General features: G+C 66.3%; 21 protein-coding genes and 1 tRNA gene. 16 read left to right on the top strand and 6 right to left on the bottom strand.

The annotated features are described in order from the left end of the window. Window positions 1-19: 19 nt before the first annotated feature. A complete protein-coding gene (locus GUI70_RS06260; RefSeq protein ID WP_161881448.1) occupies window positions 20-868 on the top strand; it encodes an SDR family oxidoreductase in 849 nt (282 codons plus the stop codon). On the opposite strand, the gene GUI70_RS06255 is transcribed toward GUI70_RS06260, so the two are convergent. Beyond that, on the bottom strand, window positions 865-1,362 hold the full coding sequence (locus GUI70_RS06255) for a DUF4188 domain-containing protein (RefSeq protein ID WP_161881447.1): 498 nt from the start codon (window positions 1,360-1,362) through the stop codon (window positions 865-867). The two genes, GUI70_RS06260 and GUI70_RS06255, sit on opposite strands and share 4 nt — an antisense overlap. Before the next feature lie 79 nt (window positions 1,363-1,441). Here GUI70_RS06255 and GUI70_RS06250 point away from each other — a divergent pair, with 79 nt between their 5' ends. The 3 genes from GUI70_RS06250 to GUI70_RS06240 all read left to right on the top strand — a co-directional run bounded on the left by GUI70_RS06250 (window position 1,442) and on the right by GUI70_RS06240 (window position 4,606). Then, window positions 1,442-1,960 (top strand): PadR family transcriptional regulator, encoded by a 519-nt coding sequence (locus GUI70_RS06250; protein ID WP_161881446.1) that lies wholly within the window; start codon window positions 1,442-1,444, stop codon window positions 1,958-1,960. Between the two features lie 66 nt (window positions 1,961-2,026). After that, entirely contained in the window at window positions 2,027-2,977 is a 951-nt protein-coding gene (locus tag GUI70_RS06245) for an endonuclease/exonuclease/phosphatase family protein (protein ID WP_161881445.1), read from the top strand. Between the two features lie 60 nt (window positions 2,978-3,037). Next, the gene (locus GUI70_RS06240; RefSeq protein ID WP_161881444.1) at window positions 3,038-4,606 is read left to right on the top strand and encodes a bifunctional metallophosphatase/5'-nucleotidase; all 1,569 of its coding nucleotides are present in this window, start codon (window positions 3,038-3,040) and stop codon (window positions 4,604-4,606) included. Window positions 4,607-4,664: 58 nt separating this feature from the next. Here the strand turns inward: GUI70_RS06240 and GUI70_RS06235 are convergent, their stop codons facing one another. Next, window positions 4,665-5,369, bottom strand: coding sequence for a phosphorylase family protein (locus GUI70_RS06235; protein WP_161881443.1), 705 nt, complete (start codon window positions 5,367-5,369; stop codon window positions 4,665-4,667). 33 nt (window positions 5,370-5,402) lie between these two features. Here GUI70_RS06235 and GUI70_RS06230 point away from each other — a divergent pair, with 33 nt between their 5' ends. Together GUI70_RS06230 and GUI70_RS06225 are read left to right on the top strand one after the other, a co-directional pair. Beyond that, window positions 5,403-6,161 (top strand): PIG-L deacetylase family protein, encoded by a 759-nt coding sequence (locus GUI70_RS06230; RefSeq protein ID WP_161881442.1) that lies wholly within the window; start codon window positions 5,403-5,405, stop codon window positions 6,159-6,161. A gap of 8 nt (window positions 6,162-6,169) precedes the next feature. Then, entirely contained in the window at window positions 6,170-6,313 is a 144-nt protein-coding gene (locus tag GUI70_RS06225; protein ID WP_161881441.1) for a nucleotidyltransferase domain-containing protein, read from the top strand. Window positions 6,314-6,323: 10 nt separating this feature from the next. Here GUI70_RS06225 and GUI70_RS24265 read toward each other — a convergent pair whose 3' ends face one another. Next, a complete protein-coding gene (locus tag GUI70_RS24265; protein WP_237724741.1) occupies window positions 6,324-6,479 on the bottom strand; it encodes a hypothetical protein in 156 nt (51 codons plus the stop codon). A 146-nt stretch (window positions 6,480-6,625) separates the two neighbouring features. On the opposite strand from GUI70_RS24265, the gene GUI70_RS24260 reads away from it, so the two are divergent. Beyond that, window positions 6,626-7,012, top strand: coding sequence for a DUF4037 domain-containing protein (locus GUI70_RS24260; RefSeq protein WP_237724740.1), 387 nt, complete (start codon window positions 6,626-6,628; stop codon window positions 7,010-7,012). A 3-nt stretch (window positions 7,013-7,015) separates the two neighbouring features. Here GUI70_RS24260 and argR read toward each other — a convergent pair whose 3' ends face one another. The 3 genes from argR to GUI70_RS06205 form a co-directional block, all read right to left on the bottom strand. Then, complete coding sequence (argR, locus tag GUI70_RS06215; protein WP_161881440.1) at window positions 7,016-7,477, bottom strand: arginine repressor; 462 nt, start codon at window positions 7,475-7,477, stop codon at window positions 7,016-7,018. 64 nt (window positions 7,478-7,541) lie between these two features. Further along, window positions 7,542-7,904, bottom strand: a complete 363-nt coding sequence (locus GUI70_RS06210; protein WP_161881439.1) for a cupin domain-containing protein — start codon at window positions 7,902-7,904, stop codon at window positions 7,542-7,544. Window positions 7,905-8,028: 124 nt separating this feature from the next. After that, a tRNA-Leu gene (locus GUI70_RS06205) sits at window positions 8,029-8,113 on the bottom strand. A 190-nt stretch (window positions 8,114-8,303) separates the two neighbouring features. On the opposite strand from GUI70_RS06205, the gene GUI70_RS06200 reads away from it, so the two are divergent. The 9 genes from GUI70_RS06200 to rsfS all read left to right on the top strand — a co-directional run bounded on the left by GUI70_RS06200 (window position 8,304) and on the right by rsfS (window position 14,721). After that, window positions 8,304-8,510: a hypothetical protein gene (locus GUI70_RS06200; RefSeq protein ID WP_161881438.1), complete on the top strand. Its 207-nt coding sequence runs from the start codon at window positions 8,304-8,306 to the stop codon at window positions 8,508-8,510. 151 nt (window positions 8,511-8,661) lie between these two features. Beyond that, window positions 8,662-9,591: a hydroxymethylbilane synthase gene (hemC, locus tag GUI70_RS06195; RefSeq protein WP_161881437.1), complete on the top strand. Its 930-nt coding sequence runs from the start codon at window positions 8,662-8,664 to the stop codon at window positions 9,589-9,591. A 15-nt stretch (window positions 9,592-9,606) separates the two neighbouring features. Then, window positions 9,607-9,900, top strand: a complete 294-nt coding sequence (locus tag GUI70_RS06190) for an exodeoxyribonuclease VII small subunit (RefSeq protein WP_161881436.1) — start codon at window positions 9,607-9,609, stop codon at window positions 9,898-9,900. 169 nt (window positions 9,901-10,069) lie between these two features. After that, window positions 10,070-10,372 carry a 50S ribosomal protein L21 gene (rplU, locus tag GUI70_RS06185; RefSeq protein WP_161881435.1) on the top strand — a complete coding sequence of 101 codons (303 nt, stop codon included), beginning with the start codon at window positions 10,070-10,072 and terminating at the stop codon, window positions 10,370-10,372. Between the two features lie 92 nt (window positions 10,373-10,464). After that, entirely contained in the window at window positions 10,465-10,740 is a 276-nt protein-coding gene (gene rpmA, locus GUI70_RS06180; protein WP_161881434.1) for a 50S ribosomal protein L27, read from the top strand. A 209-nt stretch (window positions 10,741-10,949) separates the two neighbouring features. Next, on the top strand, window positions 10,950-12,257 hold the full coding sequence (obgE, locus tag GUI70_RS06175) for a GTPase ObgE (protein ID WP_161881433.1): 1,308 nt from the start codon (window positions 10,950-10,952) through the stop codon (window positions 12,255-12,257). An 82-nt stretch (window positions 12,258-12,339) separates the two neighbouring features. Next, a complete protein-coding gene (gene yqeK / locus GUI70_RS06170) occupies window positions 12,340-12,918 on the top strand; it encodes a bis(5'-nucleosyl)-tetraphosphatase (symmetrical) YqeK (RefSeq protein ID WP_237724739.1) in 579 nt (192 codons plus the stop codon). Continuing rightward, a complete protein-coding gene (locus GUI70_RS06165) occupies window positions 12,915-14,261 on the top strand; it encodes an LCP family glycopolymer transferase (protein WP_161881432.1) in 1,347 nt (448 codons plus the stop codon). Before yqeK ends, GUI70_RS06165 begins: the two co-directional genes overlap by 4 nt. Before the next feature lie 58 nt (window positions 14,262-14,319). Next, window positions 14,320-14,721 carry a ribosome silencing factor gene (gene rsfS / locus GUI70_RS06160; protein WP_161881431.1) on the top strand — a complete coding sequence of 134 codons (402 nt, stop codon included), beginning with the start codon at window positions 14,320-14,322 and terminating at the stop codon, window positions 14,719-14,721. The last annotated feature ends 37 nt before the right edge of the window (window positions 14,722-14,758 follow it).

Below are 14,758 nucleotides of genomic sequence, written 5' to 3'. Positions count from 1 at the left end.
CCGATTCCAAAGGAGCCACATGACCCAGCCCCACCCCGCGTCCTCCACCTTCCGCCCCGATCTGCTGGCGGGCAAGCATGCCCTGATTACTGGCGGCGGCAGTGGAATCAACCTCGGCATCGCCCAGAGTTTCGCGGCGCACGGCTGCGCGGTGACCATTCTTGGGCGCAACCTGGAGAAGGCTCAGAACGCGGCGGCGGGCATCAGCGCTGACGGCGGCAGGGCACTGGGCGTCAGCGCTGACGTGCGCGACTTTGCGGCCATGCAGGCGGCGGTCGCGCAGGCCGTAGAAGTTCACGGCGACTTCGACATCGTGCTGGCAGGCGCGGCGGGCAACTTCCCGGCCCCGGTGGACGGCATCTCGCCCAACGGGTTCAAGACGGTCGTCGAGATTGACCTGATCGGCACCTACCACACCATCAAGGCGGCGGCCCCGCACCTCAAGACGCCCGGCGGCAACGTGCTGAGCATCAGCGCCTACGGTGTGCCGGTGCCGATGCAGGCGCACGTGGTGGCGGCCAAGGCAGGCGTGGACGCCTTGACCCAGACGCTCGCCATCGAGTGGGGGCTGCGCGGCGTGCGCGTCAACGCCATCATTCCCGGCCCGATCGACGGCACCGAGGGGATGGCCCGGCTGGCCCCCGACGAGAAGACGCGTGGACAGTTTACCCGCACCGTGCCGCTGGGCCGCTTCGGTGTGCCGCAGGACATCGCCAACGCCGCGCTGTTTCTGGTGTCGGACGCGGCCAGCTATGTCACGGGCGTCATCTTGCCGGTCGACGGCGGCCAGAACATGCTTGGCGGTGCGCCGCAGTACCAGATGTATCTGGGGATGCAGGCCGCCGAGCAAGCCAAGCAGAAGAGCTAGACGCTCCCCGTTGCGCCGCCCATCCGCCCCGCCGCCGTCGCCCGGCGTCCCGTGGCCTCCACCAGTTTGCCCGCCTGGCCCAGTCCGAAGGCGGGCATGTCCACATACACCGTTTCGTACTCTCCTGCCGCCACCCGGTAAGTTTCGTGCCAGATGCCCACCGCGCCGCCCGACTTGCGCGCGTTCTGGTTAAAGGCCCGCCAGGCCGGGAGGTGCTCGTTCTGGCGCGACTGGGCGTAGGCGTTGAGGTGCTCGCTGCTGCGCCAGAACTGAATCAGGGTGGTCCCCGCAAAGCGCCCGCCGAGCAGGCCGAGTTCCGGGTGCTTTCCGAGTTCGCCGAGCATCTTCGGCATCGCTAGAAACACTGGCAACCAGGCCGAGACTCTCCAGGGTTTGTTGACGCGCATGCCGATCATGAACACCACAAAGTCGCCGTCGAGTTCGGCGGTCACGCGCCGTGAAGCAGATTGGGTGCTGGTCACTGTGCTGTTCATCTTGTTTTTCTCCCGACCGCGCACCATCCGTTCTGGATAGTCTATTTTGGACGGTCTGAAGAAAGTGTAGACTCCGAAGGTGAATCCTGCAAGCCCGGCGCTCGGCCCCTCCTCCTACATCGTGTTGGGGTTGCTGGGGCAGTACGGCCCTGGCACGTCCTACGACCTCAAACGCTGGGCCGACGAATCGGTGGGCAACTTCTGGACCTTTCCGCGCTCGCAGCTCTACGCCGAGCCGCAGCGCCTGGCTGCCCTGGGCCTGCTGGAAGAAACCCAGGAAGAGAGCGGACGGCGCAGGCGCACCTATCAGGTGTCACAGTCAGGCCGGGCCGCCCTGCAAGACTGGCTCGCGCAACCAGCGGGCTTTCCCGAACTGCGCGACCTGGGGCTGCTCAAGCTCTTCTTTGCCGAACAGGGCACGCCGCAGCAAGTCAGGGCGCTCGCCGCCGAGCAGCTGGCCCTGCACCGCGCCCGGCTGGCCGAATACGAACGCCAGTCTGTCTGCTTGCCGCCCACCCTCTCGGCGGTCCAGCCACTCCAGATGGGGCTGCTCTACGAACGGGCCAGCATCGCCTTCTGGAGCGAGCTGCTGAGCTGAGGCCCGGCTGAACTGCAGCCAGTCTCAGGGGGCCTGTTCTCATTTGTGGCTGGCACAGTGGTCAGCGTGCGCCGCCTGATCTGGAGTTACCTTGCCGTGCTGCTGCTGGCCTGGAGCCTGGGCGAAGTCGTCGCCGAGCGCAGCTTGCCGACCCTGCTGCTGGCCTACGCGCCGCCCGCACTGCTGGCCTGGCCCGCGCCGCTGCTCATGCTGGCGGCGCTGGCCCAGTGGGCCGTCCGAAAAAATGGGCGGGCGCTGCTCCCGGCGCTGCTGGCGTGCGGTGCGGCGTTGTTCTTTCTGGGCTTTACCTGGCACCCGGTGCGGGCCAGCCAGCCCGGCGACCTGAGCGTGCTGACCTACAACATCGCGCGCGGTCAGTTGGGCAGCGCCGAGCGCCTTTCGGCCCAGCTTAGGGCCGCCGAAGCCGACGTCATCACTCTTCAGGAGACCAACGGCGTGCGCTGGCCGTTTACCGAGACCCTGCTGAACAGATTGCCCGGCTACTTCGTCTCGCGCTCCGACACGCCGGGCGCCGAGCTGCTCACGCTCAGCCGCTTTCCGGTCGTGTCTACCCGCGAAGTCAGCTTGCCCGGCACCACCCGGCGCTTTCTGGTGACGCTCTTGCGAACGCCGCAGGGCGACCTGAGCGTCGTCAACGTGCATTTTTCCACCGTAATGTTCAGCCGGGTGATCGACGGTCAGGTGCAGACGACCCGCCGCAACCGCCAGAACCAGCTCGAAATCCTGACGCGCGAGGCTGCCGCCGTCCGGGGACCGCTGATCGTCGCCGGAGATTTCAACACCCCGCCGCGCGGCCGGATCTACCGCGCCCTGACAGCCCAGTTTGCCGACGTCTGGAACGCGGCTGGGCGCGGGCTGGGCTACACCTTCGCCTCCGCCCAGCCGAGTCTGAGGATCGACTACGTGTTCGCGCGCGGCCTGAAGGTGGTCAGCGCCGAGGTGCAGCCGCCCGGCGGCAGCGATCACCGGGCACTGGCGGCGCGGCTGCGCGAGTGAGGCTAGCAAAGTGAGCGGCTGCCCAGCCCGGATATTTCACCCATCCGTTAGAATGCGGCCATGAGAAAACTTGCCCTGCTGTTGACCACGGCCCTGCTCGCCAGCGCCAGTGCCAAGCCGCTCACCGTCACTATTCTGCACACCGACGATCTGCACGGCCACGTGGACCCCACCAAGATCGGGGAGAACATGTACGGCGGCTACACCCGTCAGGCCACCCTGGTCAAGCAGTACAGCCAGTCCGATGTCAATCCGCTGATCTTGTCGGGCGGCGATACCTTTCAGGGCACGTTGTACTACAACCTCTACAAGGGCCTGGCCGACGTGCTGTTCATGAACCTGCAAGGCTACCAGGCGATGGCGGTGGGCAACCACGAGTTCGACGACGGCCCTCCGGCCCTGGCTGCCTTTGCCCAGAAAGCCAACTTTCCGCTGCTGTCGGCCAACATCGACGTGAGCCAGGAGCCGCTGCTCAAGGATCTGATCAAGCCCTACGCCGTGCTGATGGTCGACGGCGAGAAAGTCGGCGTGATCGGCGCGGTGACGCCGGATCTGCCGCTGATCTCCAGCCCCGGCGACAATGTCAAGATGCTCGATCTGATGACCAGCCTCAACAACTCGGTCAAAGCCCTCCAGGATCAGGGCGTCAACAAGATCATCCTGACCTCGCATCTCGGCTACACGCTGGAGCAGGAAGTGGCGGCCAAGGTGCCGGGCATCGACGTGATCGTCGGCGGCCACAGCCACACCCTGCTCGGCACCTTTGCCAACAAGGATTTCCCGGCCTCCGAAGGGCCGTACCCCACCGTCGTTCAGAATCCGGACGGCCACAAGACCCTGCTGGTGGCCGCCTGGGAATGGGGCAAGGTGCTGGGGCGCATCAAGGTGGACTTTGACGATTCAGGCGCGGTGACCACCTGGGAAGGCAACCCCATTCCGGTGACCATGGACATCGCCGAGGACCCCATCAGCCGCAAGATGCTCAACACCCTGACGGTGCCGATTGCCGCCCTGCGCCGCCAGGTGATCGGGCAGACCAGCACCGGCCTCAACGGCGCGCGCGAGAATGTTCGCAAGCGCGAGAACACCATGGGCAATGTGCTGGCCGACGCGGCGCTGCTGGCCGGACAGAAAGGCGGAGCGGTGATCGGGCTGGTCAACGGCGGCGGCGTGCGCGCCAGCATCGACCAGGGACCGATCACCTACGAGGAGGCCATCACCGTGCAGCCGTTCGGCAACACCCTGAGCCTGCTCGATTTGACCGGCGCGGAACTCAAGGCGGCACTCGAATACGGCGTGGCGACCTGGGCCGAGAACAAGGGCCAGTTTCTCAGCGTCTCCAAGGGCCTGAGCTACACCTTCGACCTCGCCAAGCCCGCCGGGCAGCGTCTGGTGGGGGCCAGCCTCAACGGACAGCCGCTCGACGACGCCAAGACCTACACGGTCGCCGTCAACACCTTCACGGCCAAGGGCGGCGACGGCTTCGACGTGCTCAAGAACGCCCAGGGCCGCCGTCTGGATACCGGCACGCTCGATATCGATCTGCTGGTCAATTACTTCAAGGCTGTGCCGGATGTCGCGGCGCAAAACGAGGGCCGGATCGTCATTCTGAACGAGCCGAAACCGTAATTCGGGAAGAGCGCACCGGCGCACTGGGCGGGCCGCTTGTGGAGAGCGGCCCCGATTTTTATTCAGCCAGCACCCGGAAGGTTTCGAGTGCCAGCGCGGTGATGGCGTCGACGCCAGGGCGCAGCGCTTCGCGGCTCAGGTGCGGCTGGCCGACGTGGTTGGACACGGTGCAGAGGCAACCCGCCCGGATGCCGCGCAGCATGGCAATGGTGAAGATCGCGCTGGCTTCCATCTCCACGGCGACGGCCCCACGTGCCGTTCGCTCGCGGCGCAGCCACTCCCCGGCGTAGTAGGTATCGCTGCTGGCCAGCAGACCCACATGGTGCGGGATATTCGACGCTTCGAGCAGTCCGGCGCTGGCCCTCAGCACTGCCCAGCTCGGCAGCGGCACGGCAGGACCTTCGCCCAGATAAAGCCGGGTGGTGCCGTCAAACGGCAAGCTGCCCTGCGCCAGCACCAGGTCGCCTGGCTGCACCTCGGGTTTGAGCGAGCCGCAGGTGCCGACCCGGATGACCGTCTGCGCGCCGAGTTCGATCAGTTCTTCCAGCACGATGGCGGTGGTGGGGCAGCCCATGCCGGTGGTCTGCACACTGACCGCCAGACCCCGGTACGTACCGCTGTAGCCGAGCAGGCCCCGGTGATCGTTGTAGAGCCGGGCGTTTTCCAGGTGGTGCTCGGCGATGTAGCTGGCCCGGTCGGGGTCGCCAGGCAGCAAAACGAAGTCGGCCACATCACCGGGCTGGGCATGAACATGGTTGGGCATGCCTCAAGCATATTCGGGCGTATCCTGCTTCCTATGCGAATCATGGCTGTCTTTGCCCACCCCGACGACGAGATAGGCTGCATCGGTACGCTGGCCAAGCACGCGGCACGCGGCGACGAGGTGATGCTGGTGTGGACCACCCTGGGCGAACTCGCCTCGCAGTTCGGCGACGCCTCGCACGCGGAAGTCACCCGCATCCGCCGCGAGCACGGGGCCTGGGTGGCGGGCAAGATCGGCGCTCAGCACCACTTCTTCGACATGGGTGACAGCCGCATGACCGGAAGCCGCGCCGAGGGCCTCCAGCTGGCACGACTCTACGCCCAGTTCCGGCCCAACGCGGTGATCACTTGGAGCGACGATCACCCGCACCCCGACCACCGCATGTCAGCCAAGATCGCCTACGACGCCATTACCCTGGCCCGCATTCCCAAGATCATCAACGAACCGGGTGAACCGCTGCCGCCGCCCGACCTGAGCGGCGATCCCGGCCTGCAGAGCGGCGAGGACACCCCCCAGCAGGCCGGAAAGCTCGATCCCTGGCGCGAGCCGATTCGCTTTTACCAGTACCACGCGCCCGCCAGCCCCTATCCTGAAGTGTTCATCGACATCGGAGAGTATCTGGAAGTGGCCGCCGAGGTCATGACCTTCTACCACGACTTCTACAAGTGGCCCTGGAACACCGAGCGCTTCCGCGAGGGCCGCGCCCGCACCGGGCAACTCGGCGGCGTGAAGGCAGCCGAGCATTTCAATGTGCGCCTGACCCACCTCAAGGCGCGGGATTATCTGGACTGAGGCAACGGATGACACATGACTTGGCGCAGGCGCTGGCCGCCGAATACGCTGCTGTGCCGCAGGTGCTGGCCGTCGTGCAGGGTGGCTCGGTCACAGCAGGCAACGCCGACGAGCACTCGGACATCGACCTCTACATCTATAGCCGCGTATAGCCGCGAGGCGCTACCGCTGACTGCCCGGCGCGCGATCGCCAAATGGCACGGGCGACACGTCGAAATTGACAACAACTTCGCCGAGCACGGCGACGAGTGGATCGAGCGCGGCAGCGGCGTGCCGGTGGACATCATCTGCAGGCCCGCCGCCTCCTTTGAAGATCACCTGACCTATCTGCTGGAAAGGAACGAGGCACGGCAAGGCTACTCAACAGCGGTGTGGCACAACCTGCGCACCGCGCGTATCCTGTTTGACCGCGAAGGGTGGTTTGCCGCCTTGCAACAGAGGGCGAACGTGGCTTACCCAGATGGTTGGCCCAGGCCATCATCGCCCTGAACGTGCCGCTGCTGCGCGGGCATATCAACGCGCGCCCGGTGCAGCTCAAGCGGGCCGCCGGGCGCGGCGACATCGTCGCCATGCCGATGGCGACGACCCGCTTGCTCGACAGTTATTTTGACGTTCTGTTCGCCTTCAACCGCCGGCCCCACCCCGGCGAGAAAAAGCTGCTCACGCTCGCCGCCGCGCTGCCGCTAACGCCTCCAGATTTTGCCGCAGACATCGAGCGGCTGCTGTCGTTGACCTCAGACACCCTGGGCGAGGTGCCGGGCCAAACCGAGCGGGTGGTGGGCGCTTTGCTGGAACTGCTGGCAGCCCATGGACAACTGCCGCCCGCCTGGGGCGAAGAACGCTCAGACTGAGCGTTACCCCAGCATCAGCTCGTGAAACTCCTCCAAGATGGCCTCGCCTTCCTCGATGCTGCGGGCGACCACGAAGATGGTGTCCTCACCCGCAATGGTGCCCACGATGTCGTCGCGGCGCAGCCGGTCGAGCAGCAGGGCCACCCCCGACGCGTGCCCCTCAGCGGTGCGGATCACCAGCATGTTCTCGCCCCGGTCAATATCGTGGACGAAGTTCTGAAACAGCCGGGCCAGTTCACCTTCCAGATTCTCGTTGCCTCGGTACTGGGCCAGCGAGTAGCGGTGACGACCCTTACCCATCGGCAGCCGCACCAGCCGCAGCTCGTTGATGTCGCGGCTGACGGTGGCCTGCGTCACCTGAACACCGTCAGCTTGGAGGAGGGCCACCAGTTCGCCCTGGGTGGCGACATTTTCGCGGGCGATGATTTCCTGAATCCGCTTCTGACGCTGGTCCTTGCTGAGCATATCCATTCAGCATAGCGCATAATTATGCAAATATGCCTGCTTTTGTGTGCCCGGCTTCCGCGCTTCAGCCCTTGTATTCCGCGTCGGTCACCTGCGCCAGCCACTCGGTCTGACCTTCCTGTAAAGCGAAGTGCGACATCACCGAGTCGGGCGCGGCCCCGTGCCAGTGCTCCTCGCCTGCCGCGATAGTCACCACGTCCCCAGCCTGAAAGCTGAGGGCCGCCTCGCCGCGCTTTTGCACCAGCCCGCTGCCGCTCAGGATCAGCAAGGTCTGGCCGTGCGGGTGACGGTGCCACGCAGTGCGCGCGCCGGGCGTAAAGGTCACGCGCATCGCGCAGGAAGTCAGTTCCTGCATCCAGACCGGGCCGCTGAAGCGCGAATCGGGAGCGGGGCGGGCAGGCAAGGCCGAGAGGGGAAAATGCTTCATGGCTCCAAGGATACGCTGCCGGGCGGCGGGAACGCACCGCGGCGGGCCCGTCAGGCTTTCTACCGCAGGGCAGCCAGCAGAACAAAACGGCTCCCGCGTTTCTGCGAAGAGCCGTTCTTGGGGGTGGTGCCGAGGAGGGGACTTGAACCCCTACGCCTTGCGGCGCTAGTCCCTGAAACTAGTGCGTCTACCAATTCCGCCACCTCGGCGTTTCAGGCTCAGTCAGAGTACAGGCGGCCCTGAGGCTTGTCAAGACATGCCGACTGGAACGCGGCGCGGCCCCGGCGTGAATCCGTCTTCACACTTCCCTCGCGCGGCTGCCAAAGACACGGCTTAGACTTGGCAGGATCACATCGGCGTTTCAATTCACCCCGGCCCACTTACTTCAGGAGGTACGCCATGACCGACCCCCCCGCTGCGCCCGCTACCGAACCCACCGACGTGCCCGCCTCGCTGCCCGAACGGATGCCCGGCAGCGGCGGCGTGCCGATGTACGACCCGCCGACCAACCCCGACACGCCCGGCTTGCCGGAACCGAATCCCAGTCCCAACACCGATCTGCCGGACCTGCCCGGGATTCCCGACGGCATGCCCGCCATGATCTGAACTTCCGCTCCAATGGCGCCCCCGGTCAAGCACTGGGGGCGTTAACTTTTTGCTGCTGGGGCTTTGGCAGCCCGGCGTGGCGTGGCCCGGAGCACAAACACCGGAGCATTCGCGCCGCGCCCGGTCAAAGCCTGACATAATGCTCAGCGTTATGCGCTCTATCACTGTTGGTACGCGCGGCTCGACCCTGGCGCTCGCGCAGACCCGTTGGGTTGTCGCCCGCCTCAAGGAAGAATGGCCGGAAACCGAATTTCGCATCCAGAGCATCGTCACCCGGGGCGACCGCAACCGGGGTAGTCTGGAAGGTATGGCCGCCCAGGGTGACAAGGGCTTCTGGGTCAAGGAGATCGAGGACGCCCTGCTGCAAAACCGTATCGACATCGCGGTGCACAGCCTCAAGGACCTGCCCACCGAGCAGCCGGAGGGCCTGGAAATCGCCAGCATTCCCAGGCGGGTCGATGCCCGTGACGCGCTGGTCGGCAAGGAGGGCATGAAAAAGCTCGCCGATCTGCCGCAGGGCGCGCGGGTCGGCACCAGCAGCGTGCGGCGCAAGTCGTTTCTGAATGCCTTCCGGCCCGACTTGCAGGTCGTGCAGCTTCGCGGCAACATCGATACCCGGCTGGCGGCGCTCTCGGGCGGCGAGTACGACGCCATCATCCTGGCGGCGGCGGGATTGATTCGCACCGAACTGCGCAACCGCATCGACGAACTGATTGACCCGGCCATCTTGCTGCCCGCACCGGGCCAGGGCGCGCTGGCGCTCGAAACCCGCAGTGACGACGATCTGGGCATCGAGGTGGCCTACGCCATCCACGACCGCGACACCGATGACCGCACCACCGCCGAGCGCGAGTTTCTGGCGGGTCTGGGCGCAGGCTGCCTAGCCCCGGTGGGCGCACTGGCCACCATCAAGAATGGGCTGCTGAGCCTGGAAGGGTGGGTCGGCGCCCTCGACGGCACCACCATCATCCAGGCGCACAGCCAGGGCGACCCCGCCGAATGCGCCGAGCTGGGCGCGGAACTGGCCCAGGACGTGCTCAAGCGCGGCGCACGCGAACTGGTGGACGCGGCGCGGGTGTGAAATGAGTCTGCGCAGATGAACGCCCGCAAGGCCCAGCCCGGCGCGGCCCGAACCCAGAGCTACCGCGCCGCCGCCGAGCAGCTCGCCCAGATCGCCGCCGAACTCGAAGGCGGCGAGACCGATCTCGACAAGGTACTGCTGCTGCTGAATCAAGCCCAGGCCGCCTACGCCGTCTGCAAGGAACGCATTGACGCTCTGCGCAGTGCGCTGGATGAGGACGGGGAGCGCACGCTGCCCAGCAGCCCGGCTCAGGAAGACGCCGAAGACGCCGATGCAGACGCCGACAGCGACGACGATCTATACTTCTGAATCCCGATTTACCACCAGACTTGAGGGCGGCCTCCCGGCGTGATACAATTTTGCGCTGATGCCCTGCCTTTAAAGGCGGGGAGCTGCCCCGAAGCCTCCATCACGTTCCGGTCGCCCGCACCATGAGGCCGAGACACTGGACAGGCCGGGGCCACCAAGGAGCACACCGATGTTTGCAATTATCCAAACCGGCGGCAAGCAGTACCGCGTAGAGGAAGGCGACGTGATCCGCGTCGAGAAGCTTCAGGGTGAAGCGGGCGACAAGCTCGACCTCACGGCCCTGATGGTGGGCGGCGAGCAGACCCTGTTCGGCGCGGACGCCGCCAAGTTCACCGTGAACGCCGAAGTGGTCGATCACGGCAAGCTCAAGAAGATCTACATCCGCAAGTACAAGAGTGGCGTGCAGTACCGCCGCCGCACCGGGCACCGCCAGCAGTTCACGGCGCTCAAGATCACCGGCATTCAGGGCTGAGGCCCGCGCCGAAGCGAACATCGGATGAAGTGAGGGTTGTCCTCACCCATGCACCAGAACCCTAACAGTTTCACTCCCGGAAGGTACCCAACATGGCTCACAAGAAAGGCGTAGGCTCGTCCAAGAACGGACGCGACAGCAATCCCAAGTACCTCGGCGTCAAGAAGTTCGGCGGCGAGCAGGTGCTGGCCGGAAATATCCTGGTTCGTCAGCGCGGCACTAAGTTCAAGGCGGGCGTCGGCGTCGGCATGGGCCGCGACCACACCCTGTTCGCGCTGGTTCACGGCGAAGTGGTGTTTGCCAACAAGGGCAACAAGGGCCGCTTCATCAGCGTGCAGGCCGCCCCGACCCAACTCGCCGCCGACTGAAAACGGCGCTTCTTGCCGCAGTCACAGGCAGCCGAAAAAGGCCGGGCCACGCGCTCGGCCTTTTTCGGCTTGCCGGGCAAGCAGGCGGGCGCTGAGCGCGTCGAGTCTCCTGCATCCATACCCTCTGGCCGCGCCCCGGTCCAACTCGAATTCGGGTTGACGGCCGGGCCGCGTTCACCGCTCAGCGCCCACAGCTTCACGGAGTCATTATGGCCTTCAGAGACGTACTCGAAATCGAAGTCATCGGCGGCAACGGCGGCGACGGCTCCATGAGTTTTCACCGCGCCAAGTATATGGAAAAGGGCGGGCCTGACGGTGGGCACGGCGGCAAGGGCGGCAGCGTATACCTGCGGGCCGTCGAGGGCGTCGAGAGCCTGGAGCGGCTGCTGGGCCGCCGCAAGTTCAAGGCAGGCACCGGCAACGGCGGCGAGGGCCGCCTGCGCAACGGAGCCGACGCCGAGGACATCATCATCGACGTGCCGGTGGGCACCACCGCCTTCGACGCCGAGACCGGTAAGGTGGTCGCTGACCTGATTCGCCCCGGGCAACTCAAGGTGGTCGGGCGGGGCGGGGCGGGCGGACGCGGCAACAGCGTGTTCGCCTCCAGCACCCGGCAGGCTCCGCGCTTCTCTGAGATCGGGGTGCGCGGGCAAAAGCGCAAGCTGCGCTTGGAGCTGCGCCTGATCGCCGACGTGGGCTTGGTGGGCTACCCCAACGCGGGCAAATCCAGCTTGCTGGCGGCCTTGTCGAACGCCAACCCGATGATCGCGGCCTACCCCTTTACAACCCTCTCCCCCATCCTGGGCGTCGTCAGCGACGACACCGGCGACGAGCGATTCACGCTGGCCGACATTCCCGGCATCATCGAGGGAGCCAGCGAGGGACGCGGCCTGGGCCTGGAATTCCTGCGTCACATCAGCCGCACCCGCGTGCTGATCTATGTGCTGGACGTGGCCGTCGATCCGGTGCGTGAACTCGAAGCGCTGCAAGGCGAGCTGCGCAGCTACGACCCGAGCCTCCTCGAAAGCGTGTCGCTGATCGCCCTCAACAAAGTCGATACGGTAGACGAGGACGTGGCCGTGATGGTCGAAGACGAGCTGGTGCGCTTCGGCCTGCCGGTGCTGCGGATCAGCGCCGCCGAGCGCACCGGACTCGACGAGCTGCGCCGCGCCCTCTTCGAGCTGCTGCCCGCCCGCGAACTGTGGGCGCAGACCCACGCGCTGGAAGAGGAAAGCGACGTGCTGGTGGTCGCGCCCCTCGAACTCGAAATGCGCGAGGAAGCCGACAAGGACGGGCAAGTCGAGCGCATCTGGATGGTGAGTGGCGGCGGCTTCGAGGAAAAGATCGAGCGCTTTGCGCGCCACCTCGAGGACGCTGCCGAGTACCTCTCGGGCCTGTTCAAGCGCCAGGGCCTGTACAACGCCCTGCGGCGGGTCGGCGCACGCGAGGGCGACAGCGTCGATATCGGGGGAATGCGCTTCGAGTATTTTGATGAAGATGACGACGGTCGCCGCTGAATCTTCACCCGTTTTTCAGATGAACGGCGCGTTCCCGGCGCTATACTCAGGCCATGCAGTCGTGGCTTCCCCAACTCCAGTCATGATTCAGAATCGCGCCGCGTTTGCGCCGCTCGGTGAGGTCGCCGAGTGGGAAGCCCGTGTCCGCTTGATGGTCAAGGCCCGGCGTTTTGACCATGTGTTGCGGGTGGCGGGCCTGGCCCGCGAGATTGCCGTCGCCAATCGGCTCGACGCCGACCGGGCGTATCTGGCGGGTATTCTGCACGACATCGCCCGCGAACTGTTGCGGCTGGCTCCACCGGAAGTGCCGATCGACGCTGCCCACCCGCTGGCGCTGCACGGCCGGGCGGCCCGCACCCTGCTGGAGCGCTGGGGCTACCACGACCCGGTGGTGCTGCAGGCCGTCGAGGACCACACCACCGGGCCGCGCAGCGACTGTCCGGTGGCCGCCTGCGTTTATGTGGCCGACGTGTCGGAGCCGGGCCGGGGCGTTAACCAGAACATCCGCGAACTGGCGATGGTGGACCTCGAGGGCGCGCTGGCACTGGCCATCAGCTCCAAGGTGCACTACCTCCAGGCACGCGGCATCCCGGTGCATCCGCGCACACTCGACGCCTACCGGGGCCTGCAAGAGCGCGGCGCATTGCCCGGCCCGGCGTGAGCGGCGCGCCGCGCCCAGAATCGCCTTCAGGACGCTGGGCGCGCTGGGTCAGACCGCTGCAGCTCGCCGCCCTGACGCTGGCGGGTTTGTGCGGCGGCGGCTACTACGCCCTGAGCGCCAGCGGCCAGGGCAGCGGCGCGGTGGTCCTCAGCGGCAGCCTGCCCAATTTCACGCTGCTGCTGGCGGGCCGCGACGTGATCTACTGCTACTACCACCAGCCCTGCAAGGACCAGAACCAGCGCAAGGGTGTCCTCCAGACCGCCAACACCGACACCCTGATGCTGGTCAAGGTGCGCGGCAAGCGCGTCAGCGTGCTCTCGATTCCGCGCGACACCAACGTGGGCGACTTCAACCCCCGCGAAGCTGCCGCCGCCCAGAAAGTCAACGGCAAATACTGGGCAGGCGGTCCACAGGCGCTCGTCAGCGCTGTGGAAACCATCACCGGTGAGCGCGTCGACAACTACCTGATCGTCCGCACCGAGGAGGCCGCGCGGGTCATCGAGGCGCTCGGCGGGCTGGATGTGAACGTGCCCAAGGGCGGCATCGAGTGGATCGACAAGGCGGCGGGCGTCAATCTCAAGCTCGCAGCGGGACCGCACCACCTCGGCGGGCAGGAAGGCGTGTGGTACCTGCGGGTCCGCAAGGGTTTCGGCGACGACTATGGCCGCATTGATCACCAGAAGCAGGCGCTCAGCCAGCTGGCCGGCAAACTGACCACCGCACGCGGCCTCAGCGCCCTGCCCACCATTCTCAGCGTGATGGGCGGTCTCGAAACCAACCTCGACCCGACGCTGCTTCAGAGTGTTCAGCCGGTGCTGTCACAGTTCAAGCTGAACTTCGCCACGCTGCCCACCGACACCATCCCGCGCAGCTTCAATCTGGCCGTCGACCGCCAGAAACTGGCGCAGGTGTGGGGCGACAGCCTGAGCAGTCAAGCTACAGGTACCCAGACCACCCGGCACCCGGCATCCGGTAATCCGATCACTGGCAGCGAGCCAGACAGCCGGGTCACGGTGCTGCTCGAAGACGCCAGCGGCGGGGGCCTCGGCCCGGCGATGGTGCAAGCTCTCCATGCGGCAGGCTACCTGAAGGTGCAGCTCAGCACTCTGCCCAGCAGCGACGAGCACAGCCAGGTGTTTACCCAGACCGACGTGGAAATGGCCCAGCAACTCGCCGACCAGCTCAATCTGCCGCGCCTCCAGGGCGAGCGGTTCGCGGTACAGCCGGGCCAGATCGGGGTGCTGCTCGGCAGCAATGCCCGCCAGCTCTTCGCCGCCCTGACCCCCTTCGCGTCCCAGTCAACTGTCAACCAGTCACCTGTCGACCCGCCTCCCGTCAACTGAAGAAACGGCCCTCCCCCGCCCCGCTCCCCACCTTCCCCTCTCAATTCGGAGTTTTGACATGACCAGACCCAGCACCTCACCCACCCCCAGTTCCAAGCTCAGCCCCGACCCGGTTCTGGCCCAGTTGCGCGCCATCGTGGACGCGGCCCGCGAGCGCCGCGCCGAGGACGTCGTCGTGCTCGACCTCACCGAGGTCAGCAGCACCCTCGAATACTTCGTTATCTGCACCGCCACGGCGGGCTTGCAGCTCAACGCCATCCGCGAGAACATCCGCGAGAAGGCGATGGCCGCTGGGCTGGGCCGCCCCACCGTCGAGGGTCCCTCGGACCGCTGGCTGCTGCTGGCGTTCGGGGCCAGCATCGTGGTGCACATCATGACCAAAGACGCCCGCGAGTACTACGACCTCGAAGGGCTGTGGAGCGACGCCGCGCCGCTGAGCTTTCCCGAAGCCGCCATCTGAAGACCCCACTGCTGGGGCGCGGTTGACGCCCCTGTGC

Source organism: Deinococcus alpinitundrae (assembly GCF_009982895.1).
Classification (GTDB): domain Bacteria; phylum Deinococcota; class Deinococci; order Deinococcales; family Deinococcaceae; genus Deinococcus; species Deinococcus alpinitundrae.
This window is presented reverse-complemented; position numbering and strand designations above follow the sequence as displayed.

Excerpts from the sequence above, each read along its gene's own strand:
- GUI70_RS06260 (WP_161881448.1), top strand. The coding sequence starts at position 20 with ATGACCCAGCCCCACCCCGCGTCCTCCACCTTCCGCCCCGATCTGCTG.
- GUI70_RS06255 (WP_161881447.1), bottom strand. The coding sequence starts at position 1,362 with ATGAACAGCACAGTGACCAGCACCCAATCTGCTTCACGGCGCGTGACC.
- argR (WP_161881440.1), bottom strand. The coding sequence starts at position 7,477 with ATGCTCAGCAAGGACCAGCGTCAGAAGCGGATTCAGGAAATCATCGCC.
- GUI70_RS06190 (WP_161881436.1), top strand. The coding sequence starts at position 9,607 with ATGAACGCCCGCAAGGCCCAGCCCGGCGCGGCCCGAACCCAGAGCTAC.
- yqeK (WP_237724739.1), top strand. The coding sequence starts at position 12,340 with ATGATTCAGAATCGCGCCGCGTTTGCGCCGCTCGGTGAGGTCGCCGAG.
- obgE (WP_161881433.1), top strand. The coding sequence starts at position 10,950 with ATGGCCTTCAGAGACGTACTCGAAATCGAAGTCATCGGCGGCAACGGC.
- GUI70_RS06225 (WP_161881441.1), top strand. The coding sequence starts at position 6,170 with ATGACACATGACTTGGCGCAGGCGCTGGCCGCCGAATACGCTGCTGTG.
- rsfS (WP_161881431.1), top strand. The coding sequence starts at position 14,320 with ATGACCAGACCCAGCACCTCACCCACCCCCAGTTCCAAGCTCAGCCCC.
- GUI70_RS06230 (WP_161881442.1), top strand. The coding sequence starts at position 5,403 with ATGCGAATCATGGCTGTCTTTGCCCACCCCGACGACGAGATAGGCTGC.
- hemC (WP_161881437.1), top strand. The coding sequence starts at position 8,662 with ATGCGCTCTATCACTGTTGGTACGCGCGGCTCGACCCTGGCGCTCGCG.
- rpmA (WP_161881434.1), top strand. The coding sequence starts at position 10,465 with ATGGCTCACAAGAAAGGCGTAGGCTCGTCCAAGAACGGACGCGACAGC.
- GUI70_RS06235 (WP_161881443.1), bottom strand. The coding sequence starts at position 5,369 with ATGCCCAACCATGTTCATGCCCAGCCCGGTGATGTGGCCGACTTCGTT.
- GUI70_RS06210 (WP_161881439.1), bottom strand. The coding sequence starts at position 7,904 with ATGAAGCATTTTCCCCTCTCGGCCTTGCCTGCCCGCCCCGCTCCCGAT.
- GUI70_RS06240 (WP_161881444.1), top strand. The coding sequence starts at position 3,038 with ATGAGAAAACTTGCCCTGCTGTTGACCACGGCCCTGCTCGCCAGCGCC.
- rplU (WP_161881435.1), top strand. The coding sequence starts at position 10,070 with ATGTTTGCAATTATCCAAACCGGCGGCAAGCAGTACCGCGTAGAGGAA.
- GUI70_RS06200 (WP_161881438.1), top strand. The coding sequence starts at position 8,304 with ATGACCGACCCCCCCGCTGCGCCCGCTACCGAACCCACCGACGTGCCC.